Below are 19,130 nucleotides of genomic sequence, written 5' to 3' on the forward strand. Positions count from 1 at the left end.
CTTCTGCGGGTGCAAAAGTAGAACCTTTATTTACATTTTCAAGCCTTTTTTTTATATTTTTCTCATCTTTTTTCCATCTTTTTCTTAACTCGCTGGTAACAGCTCCTTTACAAAGCAATGTTTTTTTAATCTTTTTAATCTTTTTCGTACATCAGCTTGCTTTGATTCTGCAAAATCTTTTCAAAAGCTCTGCATTTGCTGGGATTTTGGCTGTAGACTTCTTTCCTATAGGCCGTTTTCAGCCCCGATTTATTACTCAAATCATGGTTCTTTGATTTCCTGATCAAATATTTAAACTGGATTTTTCTTTTACAACCTGATGCCCTAGCCCTGATGGGAGGGAAAATCCTTTGGGGCCGGGGTTCGGCCGCAAAGATTGGAAGGAACAGCAGGAAACAGCTCCTTATCATTAATTTATGAAATGATGAAAGCTTTAAAAACTCCTTTAATATATAGTTATAAAAAAAGCGGTTACTATAATAAGTAACCGCTTTAGTTTTTAAAAAGAAACTCTTTATTTAATAATTAATTTTTCAATTGATGTTTTATTATCCTGTTCTACCTTTATTAGATATACTCCAGTTGAAAGACCAGGAAGATTTATTTCTTTTTTATCTGTTTGAACCGAAATCAGTTTTTTACCAGACATATCAAATATTGAAATTTTCTTCGTGCTATCAGAAGATGTTACTACATGAACTTTTCCTTCTGTAACAGGATTAGGATACAGTACAAATCCCTCGATAGTATTAACAGGTAATCCTAAAGTACAATTTACAGCAGATACATTAACTGTACGGGTAATTATCGTTTCATTCATTAAAGCATCTTTTACTGTATACGTTAGTATATATTGTCCAGTTGTATTTACATCAACATTGCCTGAAACAACAACTGAAGCAGTAAGATCAGCATTTAAATTATCTGCAGCAATATAACCTGGCTCTGTAAACACACAGCCTTTATCGATTGAAACTATTGCATCACCTAATAAAGTAATAGTTGGTTTCGCAGCTTCGATTGTTACAGTCCAATATTCTATAGTTCCGTTTTGAGCTGTCACATTATAAACAACTGGAGAAATATAGCTTAAAGTCGTCACTCCGCTATTTTGAAGATACGTACCTATGCGTAAGGTTGCAAAATCAGAGACCTGTATATTAGGAACCAGTACACTTAAGTCTGCATTATTATTTACATAAACTTTTACCGTTTTTAATACAGGGTCTATTATACTTGTTCCGACCTGATTTGCAACTGCATAATTAAGAATACTGGCTTCAGTATTTTTTGCATTAATAGTAACGGTATAATTGGTTTGAGAAAGTTTGTTTTCTGAAACTACTGTTACAAAGAAGTTATTACGATAATCTGAAGCAGTAACTTTTGAGTTTAATTGTTTTACTCCATCAATATATAGCTCCGCACCAGGAGAAACCGTAAAATCAGCTATTAAATTTGAAACATCATAACCAAACGGTACTGTCTTAACAGCGCTGTTTCCAACTATATCTGTATTGATCTCCTGTACTAATCCAGGGTTTGAAGTTGTTTTAAAATCATAAGTGAGTAATTTACTTTCATTACTTAAGCCTGCAATTACTTTAATTGTGTAGGTTTCAGTAATTCCGGTATTAAATCCAACTCCTTCTACTGTTAAAGTAACAGGATTTGTAAAATCGTTTGAGGTTACTCCATTTACTTGTGTAGTTCCGTTGATTGTAGCAATACTTTTCATTCCTAAGGAATAATTGGCAACTGCAGCAGTTATATCGGCACCATCATTTAACAGAATTGAAAATGTCTTTGTTCCGGCATCATAAGATGATGATAACTGATTTACGAATTCTAATTTTTGAAGTAATACAGGTACATTCCAAAATTTACCTGCACCTACACCATCGGTATCTGCATTTGTAACAACAGCTGTATTATCACTTATTGTACCATCAAAAACAAATGGTTTGTCTCCTTCTGAGAAAGAATAGTAAGCCAGTAAACCTGCTTCATTTCCAATATATTTTGTTGTTGAATTTGCGTAAATAGCAGCCTGACTGCGAACTCCGGACCATATACGAACTTCGTCTATATTACCAATTAAACCACGGGCTAAACCTGCATTGTTACCAATATAAGCTGGCGCTGCTGCATTTGAAGAGGCTGCTCCTGCTGTACCTGTACTTGTAAAAGGAACAGAAACCCCATCGATATAAACAGTGTAGACATTGGCTGCACTTACTGTATAAGCTATATGATGCCACGTATTTTGTTTAATGGAATTTAATCCTGTATTTATAACATAAGAACCTGCTGCCGTTGTAATAGAAATTACAAGACTATTTTCTTTATACAGGGACAAACTATTATTGTTATGGATAAAAACAAGAGCAGTACTCTTATCTAAAAGTCGTCCGAAAACGGACGGTTTACTTTGATTTACCCATAGCTCATATGTATAATTATTAGTAAGGTTTAGAGCCGGCGTAACATCTGTTTTGATAAAATCATTTATTCCGTCAAAAGTTCCGGTAACATTTACAGCATAATTTGCAGCATGTGAAAGTGTTACTGTTTTTAAATCATTTGTAGAATCTGTATCAGCAGTTAACTTTGTGTAGACATCAATTGTATAATCTCCCGGAGCTGCTAAATTAGCTTTAGTTGTAAATGTAAAGTTAGCTGTTCCACCTGCAGGGATCGAAGCAATATAATTTTGAACTACTTCGGTACCATTATTAATTTTATAAGCTACAGGAAAGTTAGAAATTGCTGAAGTAGAATAATTGCGAATTAATGCAGTAACTGATACTGGTGCATTACCCGGTTTGATTGGCGCTACAATTCTTTCTACACTAGCGTCAGCAGCCGTAAAAGGTAATACATCAATTGTGTATTCTTCTACTTCAAAATCAGTTCTTGAACTAGTTAATCCATCAATAGTTGGTCCTAAATTAACATTATAATATTCAGATGGAGAACGGAACATATGTACAACTCTCATTAACTTTTCGCCTGAAGTTGTACCTGCTGGAATAGTTAACCCTCCTACCAAACTAAAATTATTTCTAAAATAATGTGTACTTGTTGTTGATGGAATTGCAGGTGACGCAGAAGTTGGCACGGTATTTACCCAAAATGTTCCTGCGTAAAATTCATCTGTTAAATTACCGTCTCCATTTAAATCGATTACTATCATGGTAAACACTCCTACTGCTGACGCTGACTGATCTCTGGTAATTGGTGTCTCAGGCTTAGTAATCTTTATTTCAGGTTGATAGGTAAAACCTGCATACACCGGAATTTTTATATTTTTAAAATCAGAATATGCTGTAATTCCAGAATTGTTTTCAACATCATTCCATTTTAATTTTGAAATTGCATACCCATCTGTATTGGTATGAACCGGCAAATCATTTTGATTGTATACGATTTTTTCACGCGTATCATTAGCAGGATTATCATCTGTTATATCTACTCCGCTTTTGATAGTGTAGGTTGCTCCTATTTCGGACAAATCTGCTTTAGTTGCAAAAGTAAAACTAACCGTACTGTAAGCACCAATTGTAGGTACAACGTCTGTTACTTTTGTTCCGCCATTTACCTGATAAAATACAGGATAATTAGTTAGAGCATTTGGACCTAAATTAGTAACCCTTATAGTGACATCATGTGTACTTGTTTTTTTTCCTAAAACCTCAGGTGTTACAATAGAAGCGATGGTTGCATCGTTTACGACTGGTTTGGCAACGCAAGTAATATCAGCAATCCATCCTCTGCCGTTTTCTATCTGATCTGAGGTAAATCTAAAAGTTAATTCACCACCAGAAGCTGTAGAAGTTAATGTAGCCGGTAAACTACTTCCTGTAAAAGTACCAATCAATGTAGAAGTCGTTGTTGGTCCATTATAAACATATAAGAAATCATAATCTTGTTCTAGATCAAAATCAGTAAAATTTACATTGATACTGCTGCCAGCTGTAGCAGGTTTAAAAGTAATGGTTTGTGTAAGCTGATCACCGTAATTTGCATAACGGGTTCCACTATCTGTAAATACTGCCGAACATGTGGTTTCCTGAGCTCTACTTCCCATTAGAATATCTGATCCAACATTATAAACTACTTTACTAATTGAATTATTTGCGACAACAGCATCATCCGGATAATTTACTTTTGCCGTTACATTATAAATACCAGGAGCTGAAAAATCAGCTTTCTGGATAAAATCGTAAGACACTTCACTAAGTGGATTTATTGGCCCCGCAATCGTTTCAATTATTTCTGTTCCTCCGTTAATTTTATACGAAACAGGAATGTTGCTTACGGCAACAGGAGAATGGTTGTATACTTTTACCGATAAGGTTTCAGCAGCTGTAAGCCCAGTATTAGAAGTAAATGAAGATAATTCGAGATCTGTAGCTGTTGCTTCGAAAATTGAAACATTATCAATAAATACCGAACTGTAAACATTATCATTGCTTACTACTATTACATCATTATCGATTACAGACTCAAAAGCAAGGTTAAATGAGGTTCCTGCATATGCAGATAAATCGTATATCAATTCTTTACTTCCAGACAAAACTGCTCCTCCGTAAACACCTACACTCTCATGGCTAGTTAAAGGACTTCCATTAACTGTAAGTCTAAAAAAGTTTTTGTTTGCTGCCCCAACACTATTCCAAATCACGTTAAATTTCACGCGAATCGATTTTCCGGCAAGGCTTGTAGCGTCTATATTGCAAAAAGACACTTTTTTAATAAAATTTGGATTGTTTGCAAAAGCGTTAGTAGTTGTACTTGCTACCCATGGAGATGAAGATACATCTCCAGATCCTGCCATTTTGGCTCCATCCAAAAATGTTGAATTAATATATTCATATTTCACAACACCTGTTGTTCCTTTAGAAAATACATAATTTGTTGCTTTTCTTGCGTTAAAATTTTCAAGAAACGGTAAACTTACTGCGCTAAGTACTGGTGCAGAAACAGGCTCTACGTTTATTGCTCTAACTCTTTCAGAGGTAATGCCAGTTGCAATGTCTACAGTTCGTACTGAAAACCAATTGTCATCTCCAGGAGTTACATTTGCAAAAGTATAAGTAGGATCTGTTACTCTGGCAACCACATCAAACTTATAGCCGTTCATTTTCAATACTTCATATTTTGCCCCTGTAACTGGATCCCAGTCCATTTTATAAGAAGAAACACCACATTCAGAAGGTGCTATTTTCAAATTTTTTGGTTCAGTTATGATATTAAAGATCGCAGTTGAAGCATCTGTCTTTGTACCTGCACTAATTCTTATTTTTGCATTAGCAACAATTCCTTCAGGTACTTTCCATGCAAAATTTCTTGCGGCAGATGGAACATCTTTTGCTATAATCTGATAAGTAATTCCGCCATCAACAGAATATTCTATTGTAAAGTTTTTGGCTTCACCTTCGTAATCCCAACGAATATACTCTGTTGTTTCGGTATTGAATTTTTCTCCTCCTACGGGATAAGTAAGAATCAATTCAGGAGCAACATAATCGTATACAACTGAAAAATCCTGAGTTGCAAGCGGAACTTTTGAACCTGTAACAATTATCTTATAAGTTCCTGGAGAAGGGTTATCTAAAGTGATCTGTTCGATATTATTCATATTATCAACTCCTCGAACAGCATTTGCATTTGGCACAGTAGGATTTAAGATCCATGGCAAAGTAGTTACTCCGTCTTTTATGATTTTGATATCTAAATCATTTACTTGTATTGATGTTCCGCCCGGAGTACCTTGTACATCAGAATAAGCTAACATTACTTTTAAACCAACTAATCCTGCAGGAACTACAATATCTTTTTCATATGCAGCTCCATTAGCAACAGTACCAGTGTAAAACATTTTGTTATCTAAAACTTTCACGGCTCTTAAACCGTTTAGATTACCAAAACCATACTTATAATCAGGCCCTGGATTACCAGCATCTTCTGCTGTATTCGCAACCAAAGCTTTCATTAATGAAGCCAATGGTTTTGTACCGTAAATATTTTTATATCTTTCATACAACAAAGCTACAGTACCCGTTGTACCTGGTGTAGCCATAGAAGTTCCGCTCATTACCTGATAGGAATTGCTGTAATCTAAAGAATATACATCTGTACCAACTGCAGCAATCTGAGGTACCAAACGACCATCGATTGTAGGTCCAAAACTACTATAGCTGCTAATTAAGTCATCAGGATTATTTGCTGCGACGTGCAAAGCATTTTTTGAGTTTTTTGTTGACGTATTAAATCCACCCGGATAAGCAGTCTGAGCATTTCCGTTTGAATAAATCGTTAAAAGATAGGGAAACAAAGTGGTAACATTATCATCTCCACGATCTCCAGTATTATATCTTCCTGTATTGTATCCCGAAGTTAAGTTTACTCCGTACGAATTTGACGTAAGTTCTATACCATCCTGGTTAGCAGCCATCACTCTTTCCTGCTGCACTGACAAACCATTAGATTGCGTATTAAAATTCCATCCGTACATCTGTACTTCCGGTGCCATACCTCTTGCTCTTGGATCTAACAACCCAGCACCTCCAATTGTTCCTGAAACGTGATCACCATGCGAAGAATTGGATTCATATTCTCTATTGATCACTCTCCCTGTATGATCTTTGTGCTGCTCAAGATTTCCATCCCAAATACCAATTTTCACACCTTTACCTGTTAACCCATAACCCAATCCTGGAATTAAAGATCCTAAAACATTAGCTTTATGCGAAGTAAGACCAGGTCTATTTTCACTTTCAACTGGAGCTGCAACTAACTCTATATTTTGTACCCAGTTGAATTTAGCTACCTCTTCTAGTTTTTCTCTTGTAGCCTGAACATAAACCTCATTAAAAGTAGTATCATTTTTACTCCCTTTTAAAAACAAACCTGCTAAATCCTGCGAAATAACTTTAGGGTCTACACCTTTAAAATAACTAATTACAACCTTTATTCCGTTAGCGCCGTCTACTGCATAATCTGGTATTAAATTGTCCACAATCATAGGGTCCAATTTGTACTTTGGATCGATTGTTATTGCTGCTCTTATATTATCAAAAGTGTTGCTTTTGTTATAAAAATCAGAATCTATTGCAACATAATAAGCATTATTAGACAAGTAACTCAATAAAGTTATTCCCTGTGACTTCAGTTTCTTTTGTTCTTCTACAGAAGGAATTTTTGTGAATTGCAGGAGCGTATACTCCGTTGCAAGACTTTGCTTGTTCGTAGATTTCTTTGCCTTAAACTGTTGTTTAAAGCTTTCTGTCGTAGTAATCTTATGCCCATTCACTGAAACGGTGTAATCGGAATCAGATCCCTTTTGTGACCATAGATGAATGGTCATTAATAGCATAAAAAAAATAAGTAATTTTTTCTTCATATTTAGGTTATTTTTTGGTTAACAAATAGCTGAGAGAGTAAACCTACAAATTAAACCATAAATAACAAATATTATTTTTTCAACTTATTTGTTAAAAAAAACATTTTACCACAAAATCCACTAAATATCTAACAAAATAGTATTTCTTTCTTTCAAGCAGTTAAACAAAATAACAAGTTAATTCTTATATAATATTTTAAAGAAAAACGAAACATAAATATTACGAATAAAAAAGCCCAAAAAAATTAGATAATATTTTTTGGGCTTTTTAATAGTTTTTTTCAAATACTGAAGAATACTTAATTTGCTGATTTCTGCTCCTTTGCTTTTTCTTCCCAATGTGTCATTAATTCATTATAATTAATTGTATTGGCTGGTTTCTGACTGACTAACCTTCCAGATTCGAATGCACGAATTAGGATTGTTTCTATTAGATAGTCTTCGTTTACATTATAAGGATTGTATTCTGTTTTAAGACTTATATCAAACAAATTGGCAGTTGTATTGGACACAAATGCTTTGAAACCACTTTTTAATGTTTTAATCAGTTCATAAGTTGTGATTCCGGTTTGCCTGTGAATAAGCTTTACTAAGATCTGGCCTTGCTTACGTGAAAGTTTTTTAAGTCTTTCTTCGAATTCGTTGTTCAAATAATCTTCGACAATCTTAAAATACTTTTTCTTTTCGCGATTTGTTTTTAAACGCGCCATTCCGTTATTTAAAGCTGTTAATCTTTCTGCCGCTAATTTTGCATAAGGATATACTTTGTAAACGCGATTTTGAAGAATCAGGAATTGCTTTTGCGCTTCGGGATCTAATTTTTCTTTTGAAATAATTATTTCCGGCAATTGAACGGTATCGCTCAGAATAGAATCATTCTCGGTTAGTATATAGCCCATTTGCTGGTTCTCTTTTGGAGTAACTTGTGCGTGGCCGGTAAATGCAATTAATATAAAAAACAAAAGAAAACTGGTAAATCTCATTGAATCATAATTTAAATGTAAAATTATATATTTATATACAACTCTAATACCAAATTTATAAATTAGCAAAAAAATATTTTTATGAGCACTAAAACTATCTTAAAAGATACGTCGATTGCTTTCTTGGAAAGCTACCTAAATAACGCCTCTCCTACCGGTTATGAAAGCGAAGGGCAAAAACTTTGGATGAATTATTTAAAGCCTTACGTTGATACTTTTATTACGGACACTTACGGAACAGCTGTTGGAGTAATTAATCCCGATGCACCTTATAAAGTTGTAATTGAAGGTCACGCAGACGAAATTTCTTGGTACGTAAATTATATTACAGAAGATGGTTTGTTATACGTAATCAGAAATGGTGGTTCTGATCATCAGATTGCTCCTTCAAAACGAGTTCATATTCATACTAAAAAAGGAATTGTAAATGGCGTTTTCGGCTGGCCGGCAATTCATACTAGACTTAGAGATAAGGAAGAGATTCCTAAGATCAGTAACATTTTTATTGATCTTGGATGTGAAAATAAAGAACAGGTTGAAGCTTTGGGCGTTCATGTGGGTTGTGTGATTACTTATCCTGATGAGTTTATGGTTTTAAACGAAAACAAATTTGTATGTCGTGCCATTGATAACAGAATGGGTGGTTTTATGATCGCTGAAGTTGCACGTTTATTAAAAGAAAATAATAAGACACTTCCTTTTGGACTGTATATCGTAAACTCTGTTCAGGAGGAAATTGGTCTTCGAGGTGCAGAAATGATTGCACACAGAATTAAACCAAATGTTGCTATTGTTACCGATGTTTGCCACGACACTACTACTCCAATGATTGACAAAAAAGTAGAAGGCGATCTTAAAATGGGAAAAGGTCCTGTTATTGCTTATTCACCAGCGGTTCAAAACAATTTGCGTGACTTGATTGTTGACACTGCTGAAGCTAATAATATTCCGTTTCAGCGTCATGCGACTTCTAGGTCTACAGGTACAGATACTGATGCTTTTGCTTACAGCAATGGCGGCGTTCCTTCTGCGTTGATTTCACTTCCTTTGCGCTATATGCATACAACGGTTGAAATGGTGCATAGAGATGATGTTGAAAATGTTATCCAATTGATTTACGAATCTTTATTAAAAATTGAGAATAACGAGACTTTCTCTTATTTCAAATAATATCCTTTAAAATGTAAATCCGGTCTTAGGATCGGATTTACAAAAAACAATCTGCATGAGAATATTATTACTCGAAGACGATTTTACGCTTTCTAAGGAAATCTCAACTTTCTTTACTTCAAAAGAATTTGAATGTTTTCCGTTTTATGATGGTTCTTTTCTGCTGAAAAAATATTTCCCTTACGAATATGATTTAATTATTCTGGATATTAATGTTCCTGGAGTAAACGGAATCGATGTTTGCAAAGGAATTCGTGAAGTCGATAAAAAGACTCCTATAATTATGCTGACAGCTTTTAGTGAAATTGAAGATAAATTAGCTTCTTTTGACAATGGCGCAGATGATTATTTGGTAAAACCTTTTCATTTTGATGAATTATATGCCAGAGTTCAGTCGCTTTTAAGGAGAAAAGAAGTGCCTCAGCAAATCGAAAACAAAATCACAATTAATGATCTGGAAATTTTTGAAGAAGAAATGAAGGTTTTTAGAGCTGGTGAAGAAATAAAACTCACTCCTAAAGAGTTTAAATTGATTTTGATTTTGGCTCACGCGAAAGGAAAAGTTTTGTCCAAACAATTTATAGCCGAAAAACTTTGGGATTATCATATAGAAACGAATCAAAATACTATTGAAGTTTATATTAATTTTTTGAGAAAGAAAATTGATAAAGACCACGAAACCAAACTTATTCGTACCAAAGTTGGATACGGTTATTATTTAAGCGATCAGGAATGACATTAAAAAATCGAATATCACTTTTAGTTAGTTTGCTGTTTACCATTCTTTTTGGTTTGGCATCTACAGTTATATTCGTTTTGTATTCTAATTATAGAAAAGAAGAATTTCGTGATCGATTAGAAATTAAGGCATTATCTAATATTAAATTATTAGTTAATGTCAAACAAGTCGATAATCAGCTTTTAAAAATTATTGACCAAAATTCTATTAATAAACTTTATGATGAAAAAACGCTTGTTTTTGATTCCAATTACAAACTCATTTACAGCAGTATTGATGATGCCAAGATAAATTGGTCTATTGATGATTTGAAGTATTTAAAGAAAAATAAAACTTTCTTTAAGCAACAAGGCGACTATGAAGTCTATGGAGTTTTTTATGATACTAAAGACAAGGATTTTTACGCTTTAATTTCTGCAACAGATGATTATGGTAAGAAAAAATTATTATTCTTACGATATACATTAATTATATCGTATATCTTTTTTACCTGTATTAGCTGGGTTGTAACGTCGTTTACTGTCAAAAAACTGATGATGCCTCTAAATGATTTTCATCAAAAAATAAAAAATATAAACGAGAACAATCTAGATACTCGTGTCGAAACGAAAAATAAGAATGAAATTGATTTGATTGCCAGCGAATTTAACTTCATGATGGATCGTATCGAAATCTCTTATAAAAAACAGAAAGAATTTACTGCTCATGCTTCTCATGAACTTAGAACACCTTTATCGCGAATGACTTCGCAAATAGAAAACACTCTGGCAGATCCTGAAATTGATAAGAAAAACAAATCTTTTTTGAATGTAATTTTAGCAGATATAAATCATTTAAGCGAATTAATCAATTCATTATTAACGCTTTCTAAAATTGATAATCGAAACAACGATAATCATGAAATGCAGCGAATGGATGAAATTTTATTTTCTTCTATTGAAAAAATAAATAAAAACTTTCCTGATTTTGTAATCCATTTTGAAATGGAAGAAAGCGATAATCTGGACACTGCTTTAGAAATTAGTGGAAACAAAAGTCTCTTGGAAATTGCTATTTCTAATATTTTAAAGAATGCCTACGTATATTCAGATAATAAACAGGCAAAAGTAAAAATCAGCACCGAAAATGATTTATTAGTGATTTCCGTTTCCAATTCAGGAAAAACACTTACGGAGGTTGAGCAAAAAAATCTTTTTCAACCTTTTATGCGTGGTGCAAACTCAAAAGGCACAATAGGTTTTGGTCTTGGTTTACGTATTGTAAATCGGATACTAAACCTTCATAACGCAATCATAACTTACTCAGTAACAATAGATAGCAAAAATTTACTTCGCATTATTTTTCGTAAATAATTTATTTTAAGCTATTTTTAAGGTAGATTTTAAGGTCTCTTAAAGTTTGTCGATAGCATATTTGTATAAAATAAATTTAATACAATGAAAAAACTATATGCATTAGTACTATTTGTGCTCTTTACTCAAATAGGTATGGCTCAGAAAACAGTTACTCTTCAAGACTGTGAAAGCCAATTCTTAAAAAAGAATCTATTTTTACTGGCATCACAATATAATATTGATGCTGCAAAAGCCCTCACTATTCAAGCCAGGATTTGGGACAACCCAACAGTAACGGCCGAATTGAATGCCTACAATCCAGAACGAGACAAATTTTTTGACATTGGTAAAAATGGTCAAAAGGTATTTTCGATTGAGCAGCTTATTTATCTGGGCGGTAAAAAACGAAATGAAGTTAAACTTGCTCAAGCAAATGCACAATTGGCCGAGCTTCAGTTTAATGATGTATTACGCACTTTAAAACTACAATTACGCAAAAGTTTTTTTACTGTTTATTACAACTCAAAAAATCTTGAAAACACAGACAAACAGCTGGCTCATATAGAGAATTTAATCAATTCGTATTCTATTCAGGCTCAAAAAGGAAATATTCCGTTGAAAGATGTGGTGCGACTGCAGTCGTTGTACCTTAATTTCAAAAATGAAAGATTAGAAGTAATTAATGATAATATTGAAGAACAAGCGAATCTAAAACTTCTTTTAAATGAAACCGAAAATGTAATTCCAGTAGTAAACAAAGAAGATTCAGATAAGTATTTAAAAATAATTGCTTTTGACCTTAAGGGTTTTGAAGAACAAGCAATAGCAAATCGACCTGATTATCTTGCCAAACAAAAAGAAATTGGTGCTAATGAATTGAATGTAAAATGGCAAAAATCACTTTCAGTACCCGACATTATTCTAGGGGCAAACTACGATCAGCGAAGCGGTGCTTTTAATAATGAAGCCAATGTTAGTGTGGGTATTCCGCTGCCTTTATGGAACAAAAATAAAGGAAACATCAAATACGCCCAATCTATCTTGGAGCAGTCTAAAGTTGAAAAACAAAATTTTCAGCTGCAGCTTCAAACAGAAATAACTTCTGCATGGACTAAATGGGATGAATCAAGACAAAACTACAGCGTGATAAAACCAACCGTAAATTCTGATTTTGAAGCCGTTTATAACGGAATGCTGACCAACTTTCAAAAACGAAATGTCAGCCTTTTAGAATTTACCGATTTCATGGAAAGCTACAATCAAGCCATAATTCAGTTAAATGAATTAAAGAAAAAAGTTGTGATTGCAGGAGAAGAATTAAATAGTACCATCAACAAAGATTTATTTTAAAAACGAAAAAAATGAAACATAAACTAATCATAGGAATTGCAATTGTAAGTTTATCGCTGGCAAGCTGCAAAAAAGAAGTTGAAAATCCAGAAACCAATACTTCTTTTGTTCTAAGTAATGATATGCTGAAAACAACTACAACTGCCCCAGCTGAGACTGTACCAGTAAAAAACGAATTGAGTTTTTATGGAAAAATTACGGCTGATAATAATAAAATGATTGATGTTTACCCGCTTGTAGGTGGAAACGTTATGAAAGTAAATGTTGAACTTGGTGACTATGTAAAAAAAGGACAAGTTTTGGCAACTATAAAAAGTACCGATGTAGCCGATTTTGAAAAACAATCTATTGATGCTAAAAGTGATTTACTTGTCGCTAAAAACAATTTGAAGGTAGCACAGGAATTATTTGATGGAAAATTAAATTCTGAAAGTGATGTTCTTCAAGCAAAATCTGAAGTAAACAAAGCACAGTCTCAATTAAGTAAAGTTCAGGAAACTTATAAAATTTACAATATCAAAGCAGGTTCTATTTACGAAGTTACTGCGCCGATCAGTGGTTTTATTATTCAAAAAAGTATCAATCAAGATATGCTTTTGAGAAACGACCGCTCTGAGAATATTTTTGACATTGCAGAAATCAGCGAAGTTTGGGCAATGGCAAATATTAATGAAATTGATATTAATAAAGTAAAATTAGGAACTGCTGCGGCTGTTACAACCTTGAGTTATCCTGATAAAACTTTTAACGGAAAAGTGGATAAAATCTACAACGTAATTGATCCTGAGACTAAAGCGATGCAGGCAAGGATTAAATTAAACAATCCTGATTATTTGCTAAAACCGGATATGAACGCCAATATCAAATTATCTTTTAACGAAGGTAAGTCTATGATAGCCGTACCAAGTAAAGCTATTGTTTTTGATAAAAGCAAAAATTTTGTAGTGGTATTTAAAGATCGAAATAACATTGAAACCAGACAAGTTGAAGTTTATAGAGTGGTTGGCGATGTTACCTATATCTCTAGCGGTCTAAAAGAAAACGAAAAAGTAATCACCAACAATCAGTTGTTTATTTACGGTGCTTTAAACAATTAAGACATGAACAAATTCATAAAAAATATTATTGCTTTTTCGCTTAAGAATAAAGCATTTACCTTCTTTTGGGTCGGATTATTGGCTGTTGCGGGATTTATTTCGTTCAAAAATATGCCTATTGATGCTTTTCCAGACGTAACCAATACTCAGATTATCATCATTACACAATGGAACGGAAAAAGTGCCGAAGAAGTTGAACGTTTTGTAACGTCTCCGATTGAGATTTCAATGAACTCTGTTCAGAAAAAGACCAGTGTCCGCAGTATCACCATGTTTGGTTTATCTGTAATCAAGATTATTTTTGATGATGGCGTAGACGATACTTTTGCCCGTTTTCAAGTAAACAATTTATTAAAGAACGTTTCGCTTCCAGATGATGTCGAACCAGACGTTCAGCCTCCTTACGGACCAACTGGAGAAATCTTGAGATATATTGTAAAAAGTAACAGCAGAGACAGTCGTGAATTGTTAACTTACCAAAATTGGGTAATTGACAAACAATTGCGTTCGTTGCCTGGAGTTGCCGATTTGAATGTTTTTGGAGGGCAAACTAAAACCTATGAAGTTGGTGTTGACCCTATTAAATTAGCAAAATATAATATTACGCCATTACAAGTTTACAATGCTGTAAATGCAGGAAACCTAAATGTCGGCGGTGATGTAATCGAGAAAAACGGTCAGGCTTTTGTAGTTCGAGGCGTTGGTTTGTTAAAATCGAAAGAAGACATCGGAAACATTATCGTTGATGATGCCGGCGGAAACCCCATTTTGGTAAAAAATCTAGCTTCGGTTTACGAAAGTTCTATGCCGAGAGTTGGACAAACGGGTCTTGGAAATAATGATGATGCTGTTGAAGGGATTGTTGTAATGCGTAAAGGTGAAAATCCGCAGGAAACTCTTGCTTTAATCAAAGCTAAAATTAAAGATCTTAACGATAATGTTCTTCCAAAAGACATCAAAATCGAAACCTTTTACGATCGTGACAATTTGATGAATTTTACGACCGAAACGGTAATGCATAATTTATTTGAAGGAATTATTCTGGTTACCTGTGTCGTATTTTTATTTATGGCAGATTGGAGAACCACTTTTACCGTTTCTATTGTTATTCCGCTTTCCTTATTATTTGCGTTTTTATGTTTGAAAATGATGGGAATGAGTGCCAACTTATTAAGTTTAGGTGCTGTCGATTTCGGAATTATCATTGATGGTGCCGTCGTAATGGTGGAAGGATTATTTGTCGTCTTAGATCATCGAGCGCATCAATTGGGAATGGAGAAATTCAATAAAATCGCAAAAGGAAGTTTGATCAAGAAAACAGGAACAGAAATGGGTAAAGCTATTTTCTTTTCTAAACTGATTATTATTACAGCTTTACTTCCAATTTTCTCTTTCCAGAAAGTAGAAGGAAAAATGTTCTCTCCCCTAGCTTTTACATTAGGTTTTGCATTACTTGGAGCATTAATTTTCACACTGACTTTAGTTCCTGTTCTTTCTCATATTTTATTAAACAAAAATGTAAGAGAAAAACACAATCCGTTTGTAAATTTCTGGGATCGAATTGTATCTAAAGGATTTGCATGGACTTTTAAACATAAAGTTCAAACTTTAATCGCTTCTGTGGCAATATTGGGAACTGTTTTCTTTTCAGCAGGATTTTTAGGAACCGAATTTTTACCGCAATTAAATGAAGGCGCTTTGTGGGTGACTGCAGAATTACCAATGAGTACTTCACTGCCAGAAAGTGTAAAAACAGCCGCAATGATTCGAAAAGATTTAGAAACTTTTCCAGAAGTAAAGAAAGTACTTTCTCAAACGGGTCGAAGCAACGACGGAACCGATCCAAATGGTTTTGGATTTATCCAGCTTCAAGTAGATTTATTGCCTAAATCAGAATGGAAACGTAAAATTTCTATGGATGATCTGATTAATGAAATGGATAATAAATTGAAAGTACATCAAGGAATTACATATAATTATTCGCAGCCCGTAATTGATAACGTAGCAGAATCTGTTGCTGGATTTAAAGCTTCGAATGCAGTAAAAATTTATGGTGATGATTTGAATAAACTGGATGAACTGGCTAATAAAGTTTTAGCAGAAATAAAAGATATTCCTGGTATAAAAGATGCCGGAATTCTTAGAAATGTTGGTCAGCCAGAAATCAGTGTCATTCTTGACAGAGAAAAAATGGCGGCTTACGGCGTGACATTAAGTGATGCACAAGCGGTTCTAGAACTTGCTTTTGGAGGAAAAACGGCAACAGAAAAATACGAAGACGAGAAAAAATTTGACGTTAGAATTCGTTTTGAAAAAGAATATCGAAAAGATGAAAAAGATTTAGCCGAAATTAAAGTGCCAACAATCAGCGGCATCAAAATTCCGTTAAAAGAAATCTGCGATATTAAAACCATTACTGGCCCTGCATTTATTTACAGAGATAATACAAAACGTTTTATTGGTGTAAAATTCTCTGTTCGTGATCGAGATTTAGGAAGCACAATTGCCGAAGCGCAGTCAAAAGTTAACAAATTGAAACTTCCAAACGGCTATACAACTGGATGGACAGGAGAATTTGAGAATCAAGTACGTGCAAGTGCTCGTCTGGCGCAAGTTGTTCCAATCAGTTTAATCGGAATATTTGTACTGTTGTTTATTTTGTTCGGAAACTTTAAAGATTCTTTATTGGTTTTAGCAAACGTTCCTTTTGCCATAATTGGCGGTATTATCGCTTTACATATTACGGGAATGAATTTCGGAATCTCGGCTGGAGTTGGATTTATCGCTCTTTTAGGAATTTGTATCCAAAACGGTGTAATTCTGATATCCGAATTTCATCATAATCTCAAGTCCAAATTTACGCTCGAAGAATCAATATTTATGGGAGTAAAAGCAAGAACGAGAGCGGTTGTTATGACTGCGTTAATGGCTTCAATCGGATTATTACCTGCTGCAATTTCGACAGGAATTGGTTCAGAATCACAAAAACCATTGGCTATTGTAATTATCGGAGGATTAATGACGGCAACAGTGCTTACCTTATTGGTATTCCCAATTTTATTTTGGGTATTCAATAGAAAGAAACATGTTCCGATAGAATAATATTTTTTTTTAGTTTTAAATCAAATTGTTGGGTTTAAAAAGGAAAAGCATCATTAGAAATAATGGTGCTTTTTTCATTTCAATAACCTTAAAATGATTATTTAAAATTTGAACATAAAAAAACGGCCTTTGCTCAAGAAGGCCGTTTACTAACTCAAAACTTTTTTAAATCTTATTTAAGATCTTTCAAAACTGCAACAGCTTCATTTGCGTTTGATAATTGTGCATATTTTAAAGCTGTAAAACCTTTATCATTTTTATCGCTTGGACGAGCACCGTTTTCTAATAAAACTTTGATAATTTCAACTTTATTATAACGTGCTGCTACCATTAATGGTGTCATATCTTCAGATGTTTCGTTTACATCTGCACCGTAAGCGATGAATTTTTTTACTACTTCAACATCTCCTTTGCTTACAGCAACATGTAATGGTGAAGAGAAAAAGTTAGAAACTTCAATTCTTGGTTTTACTGCCAAAGTTCCTTGATTTGATGCCATTGCAACATTTCCAAATGCTACTAGAGCTGCTCCTAAATAAATTACTGATTTTTTCATAATGATTGATTGTTAAATGATTGATGATGATTTTTAATTTCTTGACAAATGTAAAGCAATTTTACTATTATGCAATACAAAGTACCTTGTTTTAACTATTTCTTAACATCCGCTTAAAGAATTATAATTTTCAAAAACAAAATGTTATCGAATTCTTAGTTCTGCTATAATAGACTATCAAAAAGTGAAAATGTTACACTTTATAGGAAAAAAAATTATAAAAAAATAGTGGAAAGAGATCTAATCATTCTAAAGCTCTTTATTTAAAGCACTTGTAAGGTTTCTTTAAATAAATAATAATATGATGCTTTAAAAGCAAATCAATGATCAAAAAAGAGATGTTTGAGAAAAATAAGAGGAAGTGATTCAGGTAAGACTGAATAGTAAATCAATTGGGTATAATAATTTATAAAGATGTTCTATAGCAGTAAAGAAAAACGCTTTTCCGAATCTAAAAGAAATGAATCGAAATTTGATTTCAGAACAAAAGAATTATACCCAATTGGTTTTAAAATATTATTTTAAATCTTTTAAAATAGCAATAGCTTCAGTAGCTTTAGATAATTCTGCATATTTTAAAGCTGTAAAATCTTTATCATTTTTATCTGATACGTTTGCACCAGCAGCAAGCAATAATTTAATAATTTCAACTTTATTGTAACGAGCAGCCATCATTAAAGGAGACATATCTCCTGCTCTTTCGTTTACATTTACTCCGTATTCAATAAATTTCTTGATTACTTCAATATCACCTTTCTGTACAGCAGTAACTAGAGGAGTTCCGTCGAAAGCAACTGTATTTGTAATCTCGTTTGCAGCAGTTAATTTTTGATTAGAAGCTGTTGAAACGTTTGTAAAGGCAACTAATGCTAATCCTAAATAAATAATTGAATTTTTCATAATGATTTTAATTTGTTAAAATATTAGTAATCAAATGTTTTATATCAATTTACAGTATACGTATACAAATTATATTGTTTTATTCACTAATTGAATTAACTAACCATTAACTCTTTATTAATGAATTATAAATAATTAACATAATTAAATTGCAATTCTTTATAAAACACATTGCAAATGTACCAATCTTGTATAAAATCGTAAAATATTTAGTTTTTAAAATTTAGAATTACAATAAATTTAAAAAGAAATAATGAGGCTTTTTAACGATACATTAAAAACATCACTATCAAAGGTCGAATATTTATATTAAATGTAAAAATTTACAGTCAAATTACCGTTTAATTGTTAATATAATCAAAATTTAAAATAAATAAAAAAGAAAGAAATAACTTTCATTGTTACAAAAAAACGATCGTAATTTGTTTATCTTTTATTACAATTGCGATCAACAAAAAGCACTAATTTACATGGAATTATATTCTAATTTT

At 33.0% G+C, this 19,130-nt stretch carries 10 protein-coding genes; 6 read left to right on the top strand and 4 right to left on the bottom strand.

All coding sequences use genetic code 11. The features are described from left to right. Window positions 1-514 precede the first annotated feature (514 nt). Window positions 515-7,408 carry a S8 family serine peptidase gene (locus ACFSC2_RS16270; RefSeq protein WP_379817746.1) on the bottom strand — a complete coding sequence of 2,298 codons (6,894 nt, stop codon included), beginning with the start codon at window positions 7,406-7,408 and terminating at the stop codon, window positions 515-517. A 299-nt stretch (window positions 7,409-7,707) separates the two neighbouring features. Beyond that, on the bottom strand, window positions 7,708-8,391 hold the full coding sequence (locus tag ACFSC2_RS16275; protein ID WP_379817748.1) for a DUF4294 domain-containing protein: 684 nt from the start codon (window positions 8,389-8,391) through the stop codon (window positions 7,708-7,710). Between the two features lie 81 nt (window positions 8,392-8,472). Between ACFSC2_RS16275 and ACFSC2_RS16280 the strand changes: the two genes are divergently transcribed. From ACFSC2_RS16280 to ACFSC2_RS16305, 6 genes are all read left to right on the top strand, one after another. Beyond that, window positions 8,473-9,561 carry a M42 family metallopeptidase gene (locus ACFSC2_RS16280; RefSeq protein ID WP_379817750.1) on the top strand — a complete coding sequence of 363 codons (1,089 nt, stop codon included), beginning with the start codon at window positions 8,473-8,475 and terminating at the stop codon, window positions 9,559-9,561. A gap of 55 nt (window positions 9,562-9,616) precedes the next feature. Then, window positions 9,617-10,297: a response regulator transcription factor gene (locus ACFSC2_RS16285; RefSeq protein ID WP_379817752.1), complete on the top strand. Its 681-nt coding sequence runs from the start codon at window positions 9,617-9,619 to the stop codon at window positions 10,295-10,297. Continuing rightward, window positions 10,294-11,652 carry a HAMP domain-containing sensor histidine kinase gene (locus tag ACFSC2_RS16290; protein WP_379817754.1) on the top strand — a complete coding sequence of 453 codons (1,359 nt, stop codon included), beginning with the start codon at window positions 10,294-10,296 and terminating at the stop codon, window positions 11,650-11,652. The genes ACFSC2_RS16285 and ACFSC2_RS16290 overlap by 4 nt, the downstream gene beginning before the upstream one ends. Before the next feature lie 84 nt (window positions 11,653-11,736). Further along, window positions 11,737-12,984: a TolC family protein gene (locus tag ACFSC2_RS16295; protein ID WP_379817756.1), complete on the top strand. Its 1,248-nt coding sequence runs from the start codon at window positions 11,737-11,739 to the stop codon at window positions 12,982-12,984. Window positions 12,985-12,995: 11 nt separating this feature from the next. Next, window positions 12,996-14,081, top strand: a complete 1,086-nt coding sequence (locus ACFSC2_RS16300; RefSeq protein ID WP_379817758.1) for an efflux RND transporter periplasmic adaptor subunit — start codon at window positions 12,996-12,998, stop codon at window positions 14,079-14,081. A 3-nt stretch (window positions 14,082-14,084) separates the two neighbouring features. Then, window positions 14,085-17,183 (top strand): efflux RND transporter permease subunit, encoded by a 3,099-nt coding sequence (locus ACFSC2_RS16305; RefSeq protein WP_379817760.1) that lies wholly within the window; start codon window positions 14,085-14,087, stop codon window positions 17,181-17,183. Window positions 17,184-17,355: 172 nt separating this feature from the next. Here ACFSC2_RS16305 and ACFSC2_RS16310 read toward each other — a convergent pair whose 3' ends face one another. Together ACFSC2_RS16310 and ACFSC2_RS16315 are read right to left on the bottom strand one after the other, a co-directional pair. Beyond that, a complete protein-coding gene (locus ACFSC2_RS16310) occupies window positions 17,356-17,739 on the bottom strand; it encodes an ankyrin repeat domain-containing protein (protein ID WP_379817762.1) in 384 nt (127 codons plus the stop codon). 516 nt (window positions 17,740-18,255) lie between these two features. Next, the gene (locus ACFSC2_RS16315) at window positions 18,256-18,639 is read right to left on the bottom strand and encodes an ankyrin repeat domain-containing protein (RefSeq protein WP_379817764.1); all 384 of its coding nucleotides are present in this window, start codon (window positions 18,637-18,639) and stop codon (window positions 18,256-18,258) included. Window positions 18,640-19,130 lie beyond the last annotated feature (491 nt).

Origin of the sequence: Flavobacterium artemisiae, assembly GCF_042678225.1 — a bacterium.
In the GTDB taxonomy this organism is placed as follows: domain Bacteria; phylum Bacteroidota; class Bacteroidia; order Flavobacteriales; family Flavobacteriaceae; genus Flavobacterium; species Flavobacterium artemisiae.